We start from the raw sequence: 15,963 nt of genomic DNA, 5'->3' as shown, positions 1-15,963 counted from the left end.
GGCTTGATTGCCTACTGTCACCAGCCCAAGAAGCCTTCCCTGCTCATTGATGCGGCTTTGCCTGCTTCTGCTTAACCCGAACTGACGTTACTTAAGTTGTTTTGTGCAACCCTACTTGATTAAGCTTGTTGCCACATCTCCTGAATTTCACCTGGGAGATAGCTAGCAACTTCCTGAATTCGTTCGGGAGATAGCTCCTCTTTGGTTGCAGAAAAGACGGCTTTAATAATTGTTTCTGCGTCTCTTTCGGGTAAATTACCCTCTTGCCTCAGCCGAACTAAAAAGTTTTCCGGTTTAATTTTTAACTGGGGTCTTATTTTGCTTAAGAAACTGACAATTGGATTGGTGTCTTCCCACAAATCTTCCACTTCATCAGTTGCTGACTTGTCCAGTTCTTCCTCGACTCGCTCCACCGCTTCATTAGACATTACGTCGCGCATGGTGCGAAAGACTACTTCAGCCGCATTTTTTGCTTCATCCAGATCATTTAAGTTTCCTTTTGTCTTGACTTTCTCTAAAAATGCGTGGTGTGATGCCATAATTTTCTGCAAACCCTAAAATTATCAAACTTGATTCAATGAGCGCTCTCAAAATGAGACACTCAAACTCTAGTTAATTTATAAAAGTAATTTAATTCTTACGTCTCTCTGAAGAAGTAAATAATTTTACATAGCTTTCTAGCTAAATTTTTAGCTAATTAAATCGTTAGTTGCTGTATTATTAGCCATTTGGTAGAGTAGAAAATATTACCTCCCAAGCGGGATGTGACTTTCTCGGTGTGTGGAAGCGCTGATACAACCGCTGCAATTTTGTAGATTTCTCAAAAGTCCATACACTTGAAATTCAGAAAATGAAACCCGTTCATTCCTCGCCTCAAAATCGCTTCATTCCTAGCAACTGGCGAATCGAGCAACTGCCTGGATTAAGCCCGGAAAATCAAGCTGGATTAAGAGACTGTGGCATAAAAACCACTTTGCAACTACTCCAGCAAGCCAGTAGCCCAGTGCAAAGGCAAGCCTTAGCTACTCAGTTACAGATTCATATTCAACACATCAATAAATGGGTGGCTTTGGCGGACTTGTCTCGCCTTCCGGGTGTGGGTTGCGAATATTGTGGGCTGTTGCTTCATGCCGGAATTGCTTCTTGCGCCCAACTCGCCCAAACGCCCGTTGAAAGGATACATCAACAAATTTTGCGGCTCCAAGTCGCGACTCTACAACGCCGGGATCTCTGTCCCACGCGGGGCGCGATCGCACAATGGATCGAACAGGCGCGTGCATCTGCGCGATCGCCTTCTTGCAGTCGCGTCTAAGAGACATTTCCTATCACCGCGATGACCTATAAAAGCTGACAATCCTGAAAGCTTGATGACAATGGCTTCACCATCACCCAGCCTCCAGGATTGTAGAAAATCGTGTGTTTTAGTCTAAAAGTCTTGAGGGAGCGTAAAGTTATTATTCGGCAGTTGCAAGATCCGTGCTGCCACGAGTGCGTTTGCGTGTCAGCGTGTTGAACAGCATCTGACCAATTGCCTTGATCAAGTTGCCATTTAATTCTTGGAACAGCTTCATATTCATGGCAAAAGCATCATTGGCTTCATCCACAATCTTGTCTGCTGTGGCGTCATCAATGGGCAGATCGTTCATGGCTTGGCGATAGGTTGCCTTGAACGCCTTTTCATCGTCAATTTCTTGAAATTCGTAGAAAGCTGTCCCTTGCCCATCCGTGAGGTTCATCGCCCGTTGAGCAATGCCCTTGAGGATTTGACCGCCGGACAAGTCGCCAAGGTAGCGGGTATAGGAATGGGCAACTAACATTTCTGGGGCTGAAGTCGAGACTTCGCGGATGCGCTGGATGTATTCTTCAGCAGCAGGCGAGGCAGAGATTTGTTCGCGCCAGTTGGTGCCGTAGTAGTAAGCGAGGTCTTGTTCTAGGCTCTTTTTCCGGTTTAGCTGGGGAAAATAAATCTTAGACAGAATGGGGTGTTGCCGGTGCCCTTCCATCTCTTCTTCCATTGCGGAATAGACGAAGTAGAGGTTCTTTACCAAATTCCGGTAAGAGTTCTTCTCAACAACGCCTTTTAAAAAGCACTTGACAAAACCAACGTTTTCCGCCATTGTGTGGGATTTTTTGGTTCCCTCACGCAATTTGGTTGCTAAATTGCTGCTCATGCTAAATTTCTTATCCCTAAAGTCTACGGAGGAGCGTACCGATCTTTTCCACGGCTTGAAAACCGCTAAAACGTTAGATTAGACTGATTTGCTGAGAATTTTCATTAAGAATTTTGAACATCGGCAGCTCTTGAGGCTAAGTCACGGGGAAGCAAGGCAGCGACGATTTGGAATTCTAGATCGGGCTAAAACGTCGCTACAAAGCAGCCGCTAGGCTCTCCGTAACATTTTATAATTTCTCATTTTCTGGGCGTTAGGGAAATCAACCCACTAAAAAGGGCGGGTTTCCCCGCCCTGAAAGGCTAATCGATGCCTCATCGTCACCCACATTTAAAAGCTTGAATGCCAAAGCTTGAAACGATGGAATTAAGGTAGATACATCTGTATTGAAACAAGGCTTTGATAGATATCTAGAAAAATCCGCTTCAGTTAGGGGAGTGTCAAGTCCTACTGTGCTGTCTGACTAGAACCAAGACTTGCTTGAATATCCGGAGGCAGAATTACTTTGTCAACAACGTGGATGACGCCGTTGCTGGCTGGAATATTCGGCTGGATCACCTTGGCGTTGTTTATGGTGATTTCGCTGCTGGCACTATCAACCTTAACGGTAACGGGGGTACCTTCAACGGTTTTCACTTCGCCGGATTTTAGTTCGGTGGAAGAGATTTTACCTGGCACCACATGGTAGCTCAGAAGCTTGACTAGGGTTTGTTTGTTTGCTGGTTGCAGTAGCTTGTCCACAGTACCGGCTGGTAAAGCGGCGAAAGCGGCATCAGTCGGTGCAAATACCGTGTATGGCTTGTCTCCAGTTAATTGGTCAGTCAAGCCTGCTGCTTGCACTGCTTTGGTGAGAGTGGTGAAGGAACCATTGCTGGCTGCTGTTTGTGCCAGTTCTCCCAGGTTTTTGTCTTCGGTTGCCGCACCATTGGCTTCAGCACCAGGGGAGGCAGTAGGAGAAACTTCAGCACTGGGTGAGGTAGTAGTTGCAGGAGCTTCAGCAACTGGTGATTCGGTTGTTGCGGTCGAATCGCTCGCCGGAGCTTGGTTCGCTGTGTTTGCACCAGGCTGACCGCCGCAAGCAGAGAGAACGACCAGGCTACCAACACCGATGACGCTGAACAACAGTTTTCCTAAACTTTTCATGAATGGCCTTTTGGTAAAGATAAATTACAGAGCTATTTACAAAAGTTAATAATAAATTGGTCAAGAGCTTCTCAGCCTATGGAGGTATTTAGAGATGCGATCGCGTCTCTCTAAGGAAAGGTATCACCAGGCTAATGCCAGCCCATCGGCGCGGGGTTCGGAGGCGGCAACCAGTACCCCGCCTTGCCGCAAGATGATCTGCCCCTTGCCAAACATTCCGGGTTCTGCACTGATTTGGATATCATGACCGCGTTCGGCCAGAGCTAAAGCGATATTTCGAGGCACTATCTGTTCTAAAAGCACTGTCTTGCCAGCGACAAACCGCCATCTCGGTGCATCCAGCGCTGTTTGGGGATTCATCCCATAGTCTAGGAGGTTGACAACGACTTGCAGATGTCCCTGCGGTTGCATCGGTGCCCCCATGACGCCAAATGGCCCCAAAGGTTGATTGTCTTGCGTCAGAAAGCCGGGAATAATCGTGTGAAAAGGGCGTTTCGCGGCTCCCACTTGATTTGGGTGTCCCGGAGTTAGGGTGAATCCCGATGCCCGGTTTTGCAGAGCGATGCCCGTATCGGGAACCAGAATGCCGCTGCCAAAGCCACTGTAGTTAGATTGGATGAAAGATATCATCAGTTCGCTGTCAGCCGCTGCGAGATAGACGGTGCCTCCCTTGGGCAACCCAGGCTGAGCGATCGCAGCTTCTTTTCCAATCAAACAGCGTCGTTCGTCAGCATAAGCTTTGTTTAGGAGATGTTCTACAGGCACCTCCATAAACCGAGGATCGCCAATATATTGATGTAAATCTGCAAAAGCCAGCTTCATCGCCTCAATTTGCAGATGGTAGCTAGAAACTGATTCGCGGGGGTAATCGGACAGGGGATAACCTTCCAGAATATTCAAAGCCATTAGCGTCGCGATGCCTTGAGTATTTGGAGGAATCTCCCAGACGGTAATGCCTCGGTAGTTGGTGAAAATCGGCTGCACCCAGTCACAGGAGTGGGTTGCTAAGTCAGATGCTGTTAAAATACCGCCGGTGTTAGCGGCAAAGTTAGCGATTTTTTCGGCAATTTCCCCTCGATAAAAGCTTTCCCCTTCAGTTTGAGCGATCGCTCTTAGGGTTTTGGCATGAAGCGGACTCCGCCAAATTTCCCCGGCGGCGGGTGCCCGATTTCCTGGAAAAAATACTTCTTTAAACGGCTGAAACTCCGGCGCAATCAGCGGCAAATAGATTGCCTCGGCTCGCTTCCACGCCCGTGCCGTCTCCGGTGACACCGGGAAACCTTCTTCAGCGTATCGAATCGCCGGGACAAATAGCTGCTCAAACGGTAGCTTTCCCCAACGCTTCCATAATTTTTGCCATCCCGACACAGCACCCGGTACAGTGACAGTCAGCCAACCCAAATCGGGAAATTGCTGCATCCCAGCAAAAGCGTCTAGATTGAGATGGTAGGGACTTTTCCCCGAAGCATTCAATCCGTGCAATTGCCCATCCCAAACTAAAGCGAAAGCGTCTGCACCGATGCCGTTGGAGGTGGGTTCTACGACAGTCAGCGCGATCGCCATCGCGATCGCTGCATCCACCGCATTTCCTCCAGCCATCAGCATTTCCATCCCAGCCAAAGCCGCCAGAGGCTGGCTAGTTGCTACAGCACCTCGCTGCCCCATTACTACTCGTCGGGAACTAAAGTAGGGATAATCGGTTAAATTTTCTGGCGGCATTGTATTTTTAAACCGGGCAATTTATAGCTGGATTAAAGCGGGAAACTCTGCACCAAAGTTGTCTGGACTGCCCCCTGTTCAGCCGGTTCGATCGTATTCATTAGAATAACCGCACTGCGTCCATTTGGGGCTAAGCGCACTTCTCTGAGCGCATATTTCATCGTATTATCGCGGTATGTATTCAGGCTGCTCAGGGTACGTCTCCGATTGTTGTAAATAATCTCAAGTTGTAGGGCAGCACGATCTGTATCCGCATTTCCTCCATACGCAACTGATGGGATATATTTTTGCCGCATTAATACCTGTAGAGGGTCTTTCTTATTCTTCACTAAAAAGGTATAAACTTCACTTCCATCTGGGTTGGTGACGCGAGAAAGAGCAGGCAGTCTTCTTCCTGCCGCTGGACGATTTAATTTTAATTTGTACCGAATTACCGCAGTTTTTTTGAGTAATTCTGTTTCAGCGGCTTGAGTCGTTGGGCTTGAAGATTCTTGAGTATTTTCTGTTTCTATACAGCCATATTCAACGCAAGAGTTTGTAGGTGCATTTACGATTTGCAATTGTGCTTTAGGCGTTTCCGTAATCGGGTTTCGATAACTTTCTAGATAAATATAGTGACGGCTATCGGTTGAGAAACCTGATAGTCTACGACTAGTTTTGAAAATTTCCGCGAGTGCATCTGAAGATATGAAAATCGTCGCAAACGCAACAAAACTCAGTGAAATTACGGGTAAACTTTTCATGGCAATTTTATTCTTTTGAATGCAGAGATTATTTGATTTTAAATTTTTACTTGAGGATTGACAATTTCTTTTAAATTAGCGAAACACTCAGTTCCTGTTAAACTGTTGCCCGCTCAGCCTAGAAGCTTCTGCACCCTAAAATTCCTTAGAGTCAACTGTAATAGATATTTCCTGGGAGGGATGCTTTTTAGTATGTTTGCTTAATAAAGCTAGGAGTTTAGAGTCAGCAAGCAAACCCCACATTGGCAACAACAAAAGCATCCTCTCTAACCCCCTATTTAAAAAAACAGCGATAGAATATCATCCGTTAGCTCTAAACACTCAAGAAAATTTCAGCATGAACTTTTTTACCTACCTGTTGCACTTAGCCGGATCGGGTGCTGGGGCTTACATTGGTGCCCGCCAAATTCGCGATCCTTTAACGCGCCCAAACGTCCTCGCCGGGTTCCAACTGGCAGAATCTGGTTCAGTTCCATTTCTGCAAGCCTTGAGCGATCGCGCCGCCGCTGAAGGCGATACGTGGCTAGCTGAAAAACTTGCCCGCCACGCCTCTGATGAAAAGCGTCACGGTCAAATTTTTGCCCAAGCGCTGAAGCGGCTGAATAAGCAAGTCATTGACTTTAAGAAAGCCGCTGAAGCCAAGCCAGAGGGTAAGCCGGATGAACGCCGCCGCAGTCCCTTTTTTGAAGCTTACTTTGAAGGATACTCCCAAGAAAGCTTGAAACCGCAGAATATTGACTGGGTGGTGTTCATGGCTAGCACGTATATCCTAGAACTGGATGCCAGCAAGGACTTCGTTCGCATGGCTAATGTGTTACCAGAGGATGAACCGAACAGCGCTAGCTTGAAAAAGGGACTCCTCAGTATCGCCCACGACGAAACCGGACACGCCGCTTATCTTTTAGAAGCGCTAAAGCGTCGCCTCCCAGATGCAGCAGTAGAAGAGATGGTGGATGCGTGGCGGACTCGCAAGGTGAATGCTTTGTTGGCAATGGTGACAAATCTGATGCAGAAAAGCGGACAGATGCCTTCACTGGTTCAGGATGGCGTTCCCACAGAAATGTCTGAGGAAGCAGAACTAGCGGTAGCTTAACCTATTTTCTCGTTCGCTGATTTCCTATAGGGCTTTCGCATTTAGGCGAACATTTCTGTCACACACCCTGATTTTGAACCCGAAGGCTTCGCCCTCAATCTAGCCGTGGGGAGGGCGAGGCATTCAGAGCAACTATTGTTACAGCAAGCGTTTTTTCGCTGGAATGCGAAAGCCCCTACAATCATCAGGATGCTGTAGCGCGGTCGATTTGGGCAACTTCTCGATCTGACAGCTTGACATCGACAGCACGCACAGAGTCTTCAATGCTGGAAACTTTACTTGCGCCGGGAATAGGCACAATGGCTGGAGATTTTGCCCGCAGCCATGCTAGGACAATATTGTAGACAGAAACGCCTTTTTCTTGGGCAAGTTGCGCGATCGCATCAATATCTTCCAGTTTGCCCACGCGACGGCTACCACCCAACGGACTCCAAGGTAAAAACGTTAGTTGTTCCTTTTCGCAATACTCCAGCACTCCGTCCTCTTCCGGCTGACGATTCCAAGGATTGTACTGATTTTGTACAGAGACAATCTCAACCACATCACGGGCGCGTTTAATTTGCTCTACTGAAAAGTTAGAGACGCCGACAAACCGGATCATCCCTTGTTCTACAGCTTCTTTGGCTGGTTTGAGCGACTCTTCAATCGTGTAATCTGTATCGGGTGCGTGGTATTGCCAAATATCTATCGGCTTTCCCCCCAAAGTCTCAAAGCTGATCCGAATTGTCTCCCGCAGATGCTTGGGGTTGCCGTTGCGCGTCCAGCTACCATTGGGGCGCATCAGTCCCCCCTTAGTTGCAACCAGAACATTACTCTTATTACCTGAATAAGAGGAAAGCGCTTTACTAATTAAGCCTTCGTTGTGGTGCTTATCTGATTCATCTTTGCAGTAGGAATCAGCGGTATCAATCAGCGTCACGCCCAAATCGAGGGCGCGATGGATGACTTTGATGGATTCTGATTCTGGGGGTCTGCTACTTAAAGACATCGGCATTCCACCCAGTGCGATCGCGCTGATTTTGACACCTGTATGTCCTAGTTCTTTCGTTTCCATTGTTTGATTTTGCTTTCGTCTTCTACCCCTTCAATTGATTGAAGATTGCCGGATGGAAATCGTCTGTCTGACGGTTAGTTCTCAACAAGCGATCGCAAATTCTGTTGGTCAACACCTTGCAAGGACACAGCATTAGCGTGTCCATACGTCTAAAAGGGCAATTCTAACTCGACGCACTCGTATAAAATCGCAGTGCAAACCGCCAGAAAACCCGCGAAGCGAATAATAGCGCCAACGCCAGAATTCCCGCACTCACTATCCAACCCACCTCGACGCGCCCCAGCATCGCCTCCGCTGGGATAGTCGTTAAAAACGCTACTGGCACTATGAAAGTAAAGAAAAAACGGTAAGCAGCGGGATAAGCAACCATTGGGTATCGCCCAGCTTCTAAAAAGCCTCTGAGTACCTCAGTGACGTTGTAGATTTTCACAAACCAGATGCTAGTCGCCCCCAGCATAAACCACAGGCTGTACAGAATTGCGAAACCGAATAGTAGCGGTATCGTACTTAAGAAATAGTCGCTGATTCTCAAACCCAACCGCGCCCCAGCATAGCCAATCAGCACCCCTCCAAAGACTAAATCTGGCAGTCCCCAAGGAGAAAAGGCGCGGGTAGAAAGCCAAAATTGGCTGCTGATTGGCTTCAGCAGCACAAAGTCTAATGTCCCTTGCTGAACCTGATCGACAATCCGGTTTAAATTAGGCACCAAAAAGCTATTAGAAAAGCCTTGCAGGATCGTAAAAACTCCCAACACAACCAAAGCTTCCTCCCATTTCCACCCTTCAAAGGTGTAACCATTGCGGTAAAACAAGGACAACCCAAACATACTACCGGCTAGGTTTCCCAAACTACTGAGTGCTGCTAGAACAAAATTAACCCGGTATTCAAGTTCGGCAGCGATCGCTGTACTCCAAAATAGCTTTAGTACCCGTAGATATCGTTGCATCTTCTCAAGGTTGCAAGGTGTGCCAATTTGAAAGTAACGCGATTTAGTCCTAGCAAGACTGCGAGAGCGATCGCGTCTTTAAATCCCACTTTTCTGACGCGGATCGTCGCTGGGAGGATGCCAGCCGCCTTGCACCCAAAACCGACGAGATTTCTGAATAAAACCATCATTATGAAACTCATCATTAAAATCAAGTCGATTGCAAGTAGCTCTACCTGTAGGTGTAATACCTAAAATTTTTATACCGTCTGCTGTCCTGATAAAATGTTCAGCCCACGGTTGCTGACGAGGATTAAATAAGGGTATTTCTTCTTGAGTTTCTGTGTCAATTCCTACTATAAAATTATAACGACGCTCATTACAGCGACGGCAAGCTAAAGCTAAATTTTCAATCTCATCAGACCCTCCCAAAGACTGCGGGAACAAATGCTCTATGGTGAGTAGAGATGTACTCAAAAATTCAGGAGAATGGCAATACTCGCACAAATATTTTGCTCGTTGCCGTACCAACTGCTGGAGCTTATTTGAAATCGTCACGGTTGAGCAGCAATTTGGGCGTTGATGTAGGTAAAAATCATGTCTAATTCTCCTATACCCTCCAGTTCAGCAGCTTCTTCTGGCGTGAGAAAATCAGCCTTTTTTTTCTCCAAAAGTTCTTCCATCCGGGACTGGAGTTCTTCTGTGAACTTGAAAAGATTCATATTCTTTACTTTTTCAACTCGGATGCCAGTCGTTAGCCAAGAAGAGGGTCTAATTACTACTGGGGTCATGGCATTCTCACAGTCGATTTAGTTCTAGTGTACTATTAAGCGCGATCGCGCCTTCACACTTCATATCTATGAGCGATGAATAGTTAGGGATGCGATCGCTGTACTCCAAAATAGCTTTAGTACCCGTAGATATCGTTGCATCTTCTCAAGGTTGCAAGGTGTGCCAATTTGAAAGTAACGCGATTTGCGGATAGCAACACGGCGAAAGCGATCGCACTCTTCCCCTCTTTCTTCCTACGCCCCCATCCCCGAATATTGTTTCAATCCCCGCCGCCACATCCAACGATTCCAGACAAAAAACAGCAAACACCAACCGAACATTGCCAACAAACCCCGCCCTAAATCCACTGGCAACCCTACCAACAAGGCCGCCGGGAAATGCACCAGATAGGGAAATGGCGTCCACAGCACCACCTCACGCACCGCTGGCGGAAAAACTTCTAGGGGTGCCACAACGCCAGAAAGAAACAGATACAGCAAAAACCAGAATTGCTCGATGGCGCTAGCGCGTTCCGTCCAAAAAGCAAACAGAGCAAACGTGTATTGGATGAGAAAGCGGAGCGTGAAGGCGATCGCTAACACCCCGAAAAATAATAAAATTGTCCCCACACTCGGCAACCAAAGAGCCTTCGGGTAGAGAGTGAAAAACAAGATTATCAACCCCGCAATGAACGGTAAACGGGCAAGGCGTTCGGAAAGATGAGAAGCGACATGATGCCATACCGGGTCTAAGGGTTGCAGCAGCCGAGAAGACAACGTCCCTTGTACCACCTGCTTCTCAAATTCCCAAATTACCCAAACAACCGTAAACTGCCTCACTAGGAAAGCTGCAATGAAATAGCGGGCAAAATCTACTGGCGACAGACCAAACTGTCCACCTTGCGCGGCTGCCTCCATCCAAATCCCCATCAAGATGAAGGGCACAGAACCTGATAACGCCCACAAAAATAACTCTGCCCGATACTCCACCATATGAGCGTAATAAGCTATCAGCAAAGTTTTGGCTGTTCTAATTGCTGAACTCATACAACGACTCCCGCCCGAAACACCTGACCGATTACTTCTTCAATCGGCGGGTCAGTCACCGCCAAATCCAATACATCCATTTCCGCCAAAATTTTAGCGACTGTGCGTGTTAGCGCCTCCCGCCGCACCAGCAAACGCACCACTTGACCTTCTACCGCTTTGATTTCGCCATAAGATTTTAAAGATGCCAAACTTCCCCTTTCTACATCATCTTTCGGTAGCGGATGCGCCAACTCTACTTTCACCTCGCGGTACGGGGCAAAGCGGTCTAGGAGTCCATCCAAACTGCCATCATAAATTAGCTGACCTTGATGAATCAGTAGCACCCGCTGACACAAAGCAGTAATGTCTGCCATGTAGTGGCTGGTTAAGAGAATCGTCGCTCCATAGAGCTGATTGTACTCCCGCAAAAACTCCCGCACCCCAACCTGAGCATTGATATCCAGTCCCAGCGTCGGCTCATCCAAAAACAACACCTTGGGCTGGTGGAGGAGTGCTGCTAGCAACTCAGCCTTCATCCGTTCCCCCAAAGAAAGCTTCCGCACCGGCTGATTCAGCTTGCCTTGCAGTGAAAGCATCTCCGTCAGTTCCCCCACCATCCGCCGAAAATCTTTGTCGGGGATGTTATAAACAGCGGCGTTTATCCTCAGCGAGTCCATCGCTGGCAAGTCCCAGAGCAACTGTTGCTTTTGCCCCATCACCAGCGTAATTTGTTTCAAAAAGGACGCCTGACGCTGGAAAGGAACCTGTCCCGCCACTCTTACATTCCCTGCGGAGGGATGGATTAACCCCGTGAGCATCTTCAGCGTCGTCGTTTTTCCTGCGCCATTGGCACCTAAAAACCCCACGACTTCCCCCGGTTCAATCTCGAAGGAGACATCTTGAACCGCCTTCACCTCGCGGTAGGTGCGGCGCAGAAAGTGCTGTAATGTCCCCTTAAGTCCGGGTCCTTTGACCGCCACTGGGTAGACTTTGCTCAGTTTCTCAGCCGAGACGATGGGCATTGCAATTCTTGTAGTTTATGGATCTAACTTGATGATCTCAAAGGCGACTAGTTGTTGCTATCCAACTCTGGCAAGACTTTCGGCACTTCTTCTACCTTATTTGTTCTGTAAGCATGATTAGTTGACATTCTTGAGTATTGTTGAGTATAACTGAGACATAAAGAGTAAACTCAATAATACTCATCAATAAAAAATGGAGCAAGCATCATGTCAATTCGACTTCTTATTGAGCCTGCTTTTCGGGTTGATAAATCAACTTATGTCACCGAACTTGATCCATTAGTGCTGTATGAGTATTTTGGAGAACCGCAAAGTAACGGCGGCTCTTCTAATCTTCTGATTGCTAGAGAGGTTGTTGAACATAGTGAAGATGGCAGCATTATTAGCTTAGAGAGAAGCCAAGTGACATTTAAGACGGGTAGAAACGAGCGTCTCACTAGAATTATCGTTGCACAAGATGCGTTAGACAGATTGGAGAAAAACTCACACGAACTCCTTACTCAGTCTAACCTGCCTCAAGCAAAGATTCACCGTCCAGATACTCAAGACCAGAAAAAGCCGGAAGCATCTGTCAACATGAACAATTCTAGAAACCGAGCTTTTCAAGATGGGGATAGAAAATTTCTTCAGGAGCTAAGGTGCCTCCCTGCGAATACCATCGAAACTGGTCAGATGCTTATCACCAGAGTTCGTTCAGAGATTTATTCTGAAGGAAATTTGTACTATCACTCCACCTCTGGTAGATTTGTTGAAAGTCCGAGAAACTTCTGGACTATCAAAATTCAACCTAGAGCAAAAACGCTTCGGATTACAGTTAAAGGTCTACCAGAAGAGCATGATGGCAACTTGGTTAGTAGACTGAACTTAAAAAAAGACCGGGCAAGATATTCTTCTTTTATCATTGATGAAGTGAATCAAATTGATGATGCGCTCAAAGTGATCCGCAAAGCTATGACTCTCTAGACTCTGAAGGAGCGTATCAACGAAATAGGGCAGAGGTATCCCCTGCCCTAGTAGATAGCGCGATCGCTTCTCGTTAACTTACAGACTATGCATAAACTCGACCGTTGAGATAATAGTCTCGCGTACCCTTGGCATTAATGGCTTCTCCCAACCGATTTAAAGCATGGACGTAAGCCGCTGTTCGCATCGAAATCGCTAGTTCCTGAGAAATTGACCAAATTTTCTCAGTTTCTTCAACCATTTTTTCCATTAAGCGTTGATTGACTTCTTGTAGTGTCCAATAGAGTCCGCTGCGATTTTGTACCCATTCAAAGTAGCTGACTGTAACGCCGCCCGCATTGACTAAAATATCGGGAAAGACGTAAATCCCCCGTTCTTCCAGAATTCTGTCAGCGGCTGAATTAACCGGGCCGTTAGCAACTTCAAAGATATATTTTGCTTTAATATCCTTGACATTCGCCTCATTAATTTGATTTTCCAACGCGGCTGGAATCAGGATATCCACATCTAAGGCTAAAAGTTCCTCGTTGCTGATGACTTCATGTTCGTCTATGTGACAAACGGTATCTTGGCAGTAGAGGGCTTTAATTCCTTTGCTGGATAATTTGTATTGTCGAATTTTAGCAATATCTAATCCTTTTTTGGAATAGATTGCGCCTTGAGAATCGCTAACCGCAACGACTTTATATCCAGCTTTGGAAAGTAATTCTGCTATCTCTGCACCAGCATTCCCAAATCCCTGAACGGCTACGGTTGTCTCTTGAGGGAGCCGGTCAACTTTGCTCATGATGCTTTCAATCACAAAGAAAGCACCCATAGCAGTGGCGGTATCTCTGCCTAAACTCCCCCCCATCGTTAACGGTTTGCCGGTAACAACGGCTGGGGTAATTTGACGACGGATAATACTGTATTGATCCATCATCCAACCCATAATCATGGGATTGGTGTAAACGTCGGGTGCTGGAATATCCACGTCAGGGCCAATAAAGTCTGCGATCGCATCCACATAACCCCGACTCAGCCTTTCTAACTCCATTTTCGAGAGTTCTTTCGGATTCAGCGTTATTCCCCCTTTTGCACCACCAAACGGTAAATTTAATACCGCACACTTGAAGGTCATCCAAAAGGCTAAGGATTGCACTTCATCCATTGAAACATTGGGGTGATAGCGTACCCCTCCTTTCGTCGGGCCTCTGGTATCATCGTAACGGACACGATAGCCCTGAAAAATCCTCAAAGTGCCGTTATCCATCCGGACAGGAATTGAAACGGCTAAACTGGCTTTTGGATATTTTAAGTGTTCGGCTGCATCGTCGGAAATAGAAACAAATTTTAGGGCTTGTTCTAATCTTTGGCTAGCATCAGCAAATAATGAGTCTGACATCCCACGATTCCTCCTGTTGCACGATCAAGCTGGTATGCAAATACAAATTTCACTTTAAGAAAAGCAGAATGGTGCAAATTAAGCTAATTCTTGAGGATTGGAAGTGAAAAAGTTAACTGGTATGCAGCATAACCAATTACCCATTACAAACCCTACAAGTAATGTTTAATTACACCACCTGTTTCAGTAGATTCTCGCAATAGAAAACGATTGCTTTGGCTAGGGTTCTTAATTAAGTAGGCAAAAACCGAACCCTCTCTAAACCTATTTTTCAATAGGGAATTTTGCGAGTTGCTCATCGTCGAGTTTCTCAGCAAAGTGAGGATTTTTTGTTTATTTTTACCGACTTAATAAGTGTGCGCGTCGCACGTATTGCAATTAATTTTCTTTCTTGGAAGACGCTTAACTTTCCCTACCAACATTAAAACACAAAAAAAACTGTATTATATGTAACATTTTAAGAATAAGCGACACAATTCCGGTTTAAGTAGAGCTTAGGACGGCGGGGGAGGGGGGATGACCCATCAGCGCGATCGCTGTTTATGAAATATCTTGGAAATTAGTGGCAAGCTCTCTAAAGCAGTGTGAAACTGTAAACAGAGGAAATAATTCTCATCTGCCCTGATGTCAAGCAATCAGTTCTTGTGTCGGCTGAATTCTTATGATTGAAATCTTAGCCGCACTCTCTGCATCTGCGGCGGCAGGGATGAGAGTAGCTCTTCCCTTGCTGGTAATTGGTCTATTGCATAGTACCAATCTCTGGTCAAGCGTGCCCCTACTGTCGCGCTTTCCTCCTCCTGTCGTTTTAGGAGTGCTAACCAGCTGGTCGTTATTTGAGCTGTTCGCCTCGAAAAAGTTGTTGGGTCAGCGCGTACTGCAACTGATCCAGCTACTTTTCAGCCCAATTGTCGGAGCGATTATGGGCGTTGCCGTTGCCCAAATTGCTGGCGCTTCCACTGGCCTTCTCTGGATAGTTGCTGTGGTGGGCAGCTTATTAGCGTTCGTCCTCCAGCTAGTTCAGGTCGGCTGGTTCTACCGCTTGCGGCGTTTACCGCTGTGGGTCGTCTTTTTGCAAGATGTTCTGTGCGTTGTCTTGGTGGTCTTCGCCTTCGATGCGCCCAAGCATGGAGGACTCATCGCCTTACTTTTGTTGTGGCTGGCTATTCGCAGCTCTAAGGAATGGTATCGCTGGTATCGAGGACAAAAACGCTCTAGGGGACACTATCAGCAACCCGACTAAAGGAAAGCAAAAGTAAAAAAGCAAAAGAAAGGATTGTTTGTTTTTAGTTTGGCTTTTTTACTTTTTTGTTTTATTTTTAGTTTTTACATTAGTCCGACAAAGTGTAGAGGGCCGCGACCGCTAATTAACTCGATTACCAACGCAAGAAAGCCAAGCATTGCCAGACGTCCGTTCCAGACTTCTGCTGCTGTGGTCATGCCCCACTCCCAGCGCTCTTGGGGATACATTTTGACTTTCTTCTTGAGCTGTGTGACTTGGGATAGCTTCAAGCTGGGGGCGTCGAGAGCATCAATCACCAAAGTCGCCATTGCTTCAATAAAGCGGGGATGAGTATCTAGCGCTGGCACGCGGCGGAAGTCGTGGATGCCAGATTCTTCTGCCAGTTCGCGGTACTCGACGTCAATTTCTTGTAGGGTTTCGATATGCTCGGAGACGAAGCTAATCGGTACAACCAACAAATGTTCGACTCCCTTGGCTCCCAGTTCTTTTAGGGCGTCTTCAGTGTAGGGTTTAAGCCACTCAACTGGCCCGACTCGACTTTGATAAGCCAGGGTGTGGGGATTAGGTCGATTGAGGGTCTGCATAATTAGAGCAGTACAGTCCTCAATTTCTTTTTGGTAGGGATCTCCGGCTTCTTCAACGTAGCTGACAGGAACACCGTGAGCGCTAAAAAAGAGATGAACTTGGTCGGGATTGGGAAATTGGTC

The 15,963-nt window shown here is 46.8% G+C and carries 17 protein-coding genes; 4 read left to right on the top strand and 13 right to left on the bottom strand.

The features are described 5' to 3' along the window. Positions 1-119: 119 nt before the first annotated feature. A complete protein-coding gene (locus tag NDA06_RS23765) occupies positions 120-539 on the bottom strand; it encodes a DUF2267 domain-containing protein (protein ID WP_190527020.1) in 420 nt (139 codons plus the stop codon). Positions 540-850: 311 nt separating this feature from the next. Between NDA06_RS23765 and NDA06_RS23760 the strand changes: the two genes are divergently transcribed. Then, positions 851-1,312, top strand: coding sequence for a DUF4332 domain-containing protein (locus NDA06_RS23760; protein ID WP_190985719.1), 462 nt, complete (start codon positions 851-853; stop codon positions 1,310-1,312). 142 nt (positions 1,313-1,454) lie between these two features. On the opposite strand, the gene NDA06_RS23755 is transcribed toward NDA06_RS23760, so the two are convergent. The 4 genes from NDA06_RS23755 to NDA06_RS23740 all read right to left on the bottom strand — a co-directional run bounded on the left by NDA06_RS23755 (position 1,455) and on the right by NDA06_RS23740 (position 5,776). Further along, positions 1,455-2,171, bottom strand: coding sequence for a heme oxygenase (biliverdin-producing) (locus NDA06_RS23755; protein WP_190429697.1), 717 nt, complete (start codon positions 2,169-2,171; stop codon positions 1,455-1,457). Positions 2,172-2,618: 447 nt separating this feature from the next. Then, positions 2,619-3,314 carry a fasciclin domain-containing protein gene (locus tag NDA06_RS23750; RefSeq protein WP_190535202.1) on the bottom strand — a complete coding sequence of 232 codons (696 nt, stop codon included), beginning with the start codon at positions 3,312-3,314 and terminating at the stop codon, positions 2,619-2,621. Between the two features lie 123 nt (positions 3,315-3,437). After that, the gene (locus NDA06_RS23745; RefSeq protein ID WP_190985720.1) at positions 3,438-5,033 is read right to left on the bottom strand and encodes a gamma-glutamyltransferase family protein; all 1,596 of its coding nucleotides are present in this window, start codon (positions 5,031-5,033) and stop codon (positions 3,438-3,440) included. 32 nt (positions 5,034-5,065) lie between these two features. After that, positions 5,066-5,776, bottom strand: a complete 711-nt coding sequence (locus NDA06_RS23740) for a DUF2259 domain-containing protein (protein WP_190985721.1) — start codon at positions 5,774-5,776, stop codon at positions 5,066-5,068. Between the two features lie 337 nt (positions 5,777-6,113). Between NDA06_RS23740 and NDA06_RS23735 the strand changes: the two genes are divergently transcribed. Further along, positions 6,114-6,869, top strand: a complete 756-nt coding sequence (locus NDA06_RS23735; protein WP_190410114.1) for a ferritin-like domain-containing protein — start codon at positions 6,114-6,116, stop codon at positions 6,867-6,869. A gap of 184 nt (positions 6,870-7,053) precedes the next feature. Here the strand turns inward: NDA06_RS23735 and NDA06_RS23730 are convergent, their stop codons facing one another. From NDA06_RS23730 to NDA06_RS23705, 6 genes are all read right to left on the bottom strand, one after another. Beyond that, complete coding sequence (locus NDA06_RS23730; RefSeq protein ID WP_190985722.1) at positions 7,054-7,923, bottom strand: aldo/keto reductase; 870 nt, start codon at positions 7,921-7,923, stop codon at positions 7,054-7,056. Between the two features lie 163 nt (positions 7,924-8,086). Beyond that, positions 8,087-8,869 carry an ABC transporter permease gene (locus tag NDA06_RS23725; protein ID WP_190410112.1) on the bottom strand — a complete coding sequence of 261 codons (783 nt, stop codon included), beginning with the start codon at positions 8,867-8,869 and terminating at the stop codon, positions 8,087-8,089. A gap of 78 nt (positions 8,870-8,947) precedes the next feature. Then, entirely contained in the window at positions 8,948-9,406 is a 459-nt protein-coding gene (locus tag NDA06_RS23720; RefSeq protein WP_190985723.1) for an HNH endonuclease, read from the bottom strand. After that, positions 9,403-9,639 (bottom strand): hypothetical protein, encoded by a 237-nt coding sequence (locus NDA06_RS23715; protein WP_190535222.1) that lies wholly within the window; start codon positions 9,637-9,639, stop codon positions 9,403-9,405. The genes NDA06_RS23720 and NDA06_RS23715 overlap by 4 nt, the downstream gene beginning before the upstream one ends. Positions 9,640-9,873: 234 nt before the next feature. Next, the gene (locus NDA06_RS23710) at positions 9,874-10,665 is read right to left on the bottom strand and encodes an ABC-2 family transporter protein (protein ID WP_190985724.1); all 792 of its coding nucleotides are present in this window, start codon (positions 10,663-10,665) and stop codon (positions 9,874-9,876) included. Continuing rightward, positions 10,662-11,669 (bottom strand): ATP-binding cassette domain-containing protein, encoded by a 1,008-nt coding sequence (locus NDA06_RS23705; RefSeq protein ID WP_190985725.1) that lies wholly within the window; start codon positions 11,667-11,669, stop codon positions 10,662-10,664. Before NDA06_RS23705 ends, NDA06_RS23710 begins: the two co-directional genes overlap by 4 nt. A 207-nt stretch (positions 11,670-11,876) precedes the next feature. Here NDA06_RS23705 and NDA06_RS23700 point away from each other — a divergent pair, with 207 nt between their 5' ends. Beyond that, a complete protein-coding gene (locus NDA06_RS23700; protein WP_190985726.1) occupies positions 11,877-12,632 on the top strand; it encodes a hypothetical protein in 756 nt (251 codons plus the stop codon). Positions 12,633-12,717: 85 nt separating this feature from the next. Here the strand turns inward: NDA06_RS23700 and NDA06_RS23695 are convergent, their stop codons facing one another. Beyond that, positions 12,718-14,016 (bottom strand): Glu/Leu/Phe/Val dehydrogenase, encoded by a 1,299-nt coding sequence (locus NDA06_RS23695; RefSeq protein ID WP_190985727.1) that lies wholly within the window; start codon positions 14,014-14,016, stop codon positions 12,718-12,720. Positions 14,017-14,677: 661 nt separating this feature from the next. Here NDA06_RS23695 and NDA06_RS23690 point away from each other — a divergent pair. Further along, a complete protein-coding gene (locus NDA06_RS23690) occupies positions 14,678-15,256 on the top strand; it encodes a DUF4126 domain-containing protein (RefSeq protein WP_190410108.1) in 579 nt (192 codons plus the stop codon). An 83-nt stretch (positions 15,257-15,339) separates the two neighbouring features. Here the strand turns inward: NDA06_RS23690 and hemH are convergent. After that, positions 15,340-15,963 (bottom strand): ferrochelatase (gene hemH, locus NDA06_RS23685; protein ID WP_348251886.1); only part of this gene is annotated, 624 nt, incomplete at its 5' end.

It is taken from the genome of Trichocoleus sp. ST-U1 (assembly GCF_039961835.1).
Taxonomy (GTDB): Bacteria; Cyanobacteriota; Cyanobacteriia; order Cyanobacteriales; family FACHB-T130; genus FACHB-T130.
Note: the sequence above shows the minus strand (reverse complement) of the source record. Positions and strands in the feature narration are given on the sequence as shown.

Coding starts and splice junctions, on each gene's coding strand:
- NDA06_RS23765 (WP_190527020.1), bottom strand. CDS start 539: ATGGCATCACACCACGCATTTTTAGAGAAAGTCAAGACAAAAGGAAAC.
- NDA06_RS23760 (WP_190985719.1), top strand. CDS start 851: ATGAAACCCGTTCATTCCTCGCCTCAAAATCGCTTCATTCCTAGCAAC.
- NDA06_RS23755 (WP_190429697.1), bottom strand. CDS start 2,171: ATGAGCAGCAATTTAGCAACCAAATTGCGTGAGGGAACCAAAAAATCC.
- NDA06_RS23750 (WP_190535202.1), bottom strand. CDS start 3,314: ATGAAAAGTTTAGGAAAACTGTTGTTCAGCGTCATCGGTGTTGGTAGC.
- NDA06_RS23745 (WP_190985720.1), bottom strand. CDS start 5,033: ATGCCGCCAGAAAATTTAACCGATTATCCCTACTTTAGTTCCCGACGA.
- NDA06_RS23740 (WP_190985721.1), bottom strand. CDS start 5,776: ATGAAAAGTTTACCCGTAATTTCACTGAGTTTTGTTGCGTTTGCGACG.
- NDA06_RS23735 (WP_190410114.1), top strand. CDS start 6,114: ATGAACTTTTTTACCTACCTGTTGCACTTAGCCGGATCGGGTGCTGGG.
- NDA06_RS23730 (WP_190985722.1), bottom strand. CDS start 7,923: ATGGAAACGAAAGAACTAGGACATACAGGTGTCAAAATCAGCGCGATC.
- NDA06_RS23725 (WP_190410112.1), bottom strand. CDS start 8,869: ATGCAACGATATCTACGGGTACTAAAGCTATTTTGGAGTACAGCGATC.
- NDA06_RS23715 (WP_190535222.1), bottom strand. CDS start 9,639: ATGACCCCAGTAGTAATTAGACCCTCTTCTTGGCTAACGACTGGCATC.
- NDA06_RS23710 (WP_190985724.1), bottom strand. CDS start 10,665: ATGAGTTCAGCAATTAGAACAGCCAAAACTTTGCTGATAGCTTATTAC.
- NDA06_RS23705 (WP_190985725.1), bottom strand. CDS start 11,669: ATGCCCATCGTCTCGGCTGAGAAACTGAGCAAAGTCTACCCAGTGGCG.
- NDA06_RS23700 (WP_190985726.1), top strand. CDS start 11,877: ATGTCAATTCGACTTCTTATTGAGCCTGCTTTTCGGGTTGATAAATCA.
- NDA06_RS23695 (WP_190985727.1), bottom strand. CDS start 14,016: ATGTCAGACTCATTATTTGCTGATGCTAGCCAAAGATTAGAACAAGCC.
- NDA06_RS23690 (WP_190410108.1), top strand. CDS start 14,678: ATGATTGAAATCTTAGCCGCACTCTCTGCATCTGCGGCGGCAGGGATG.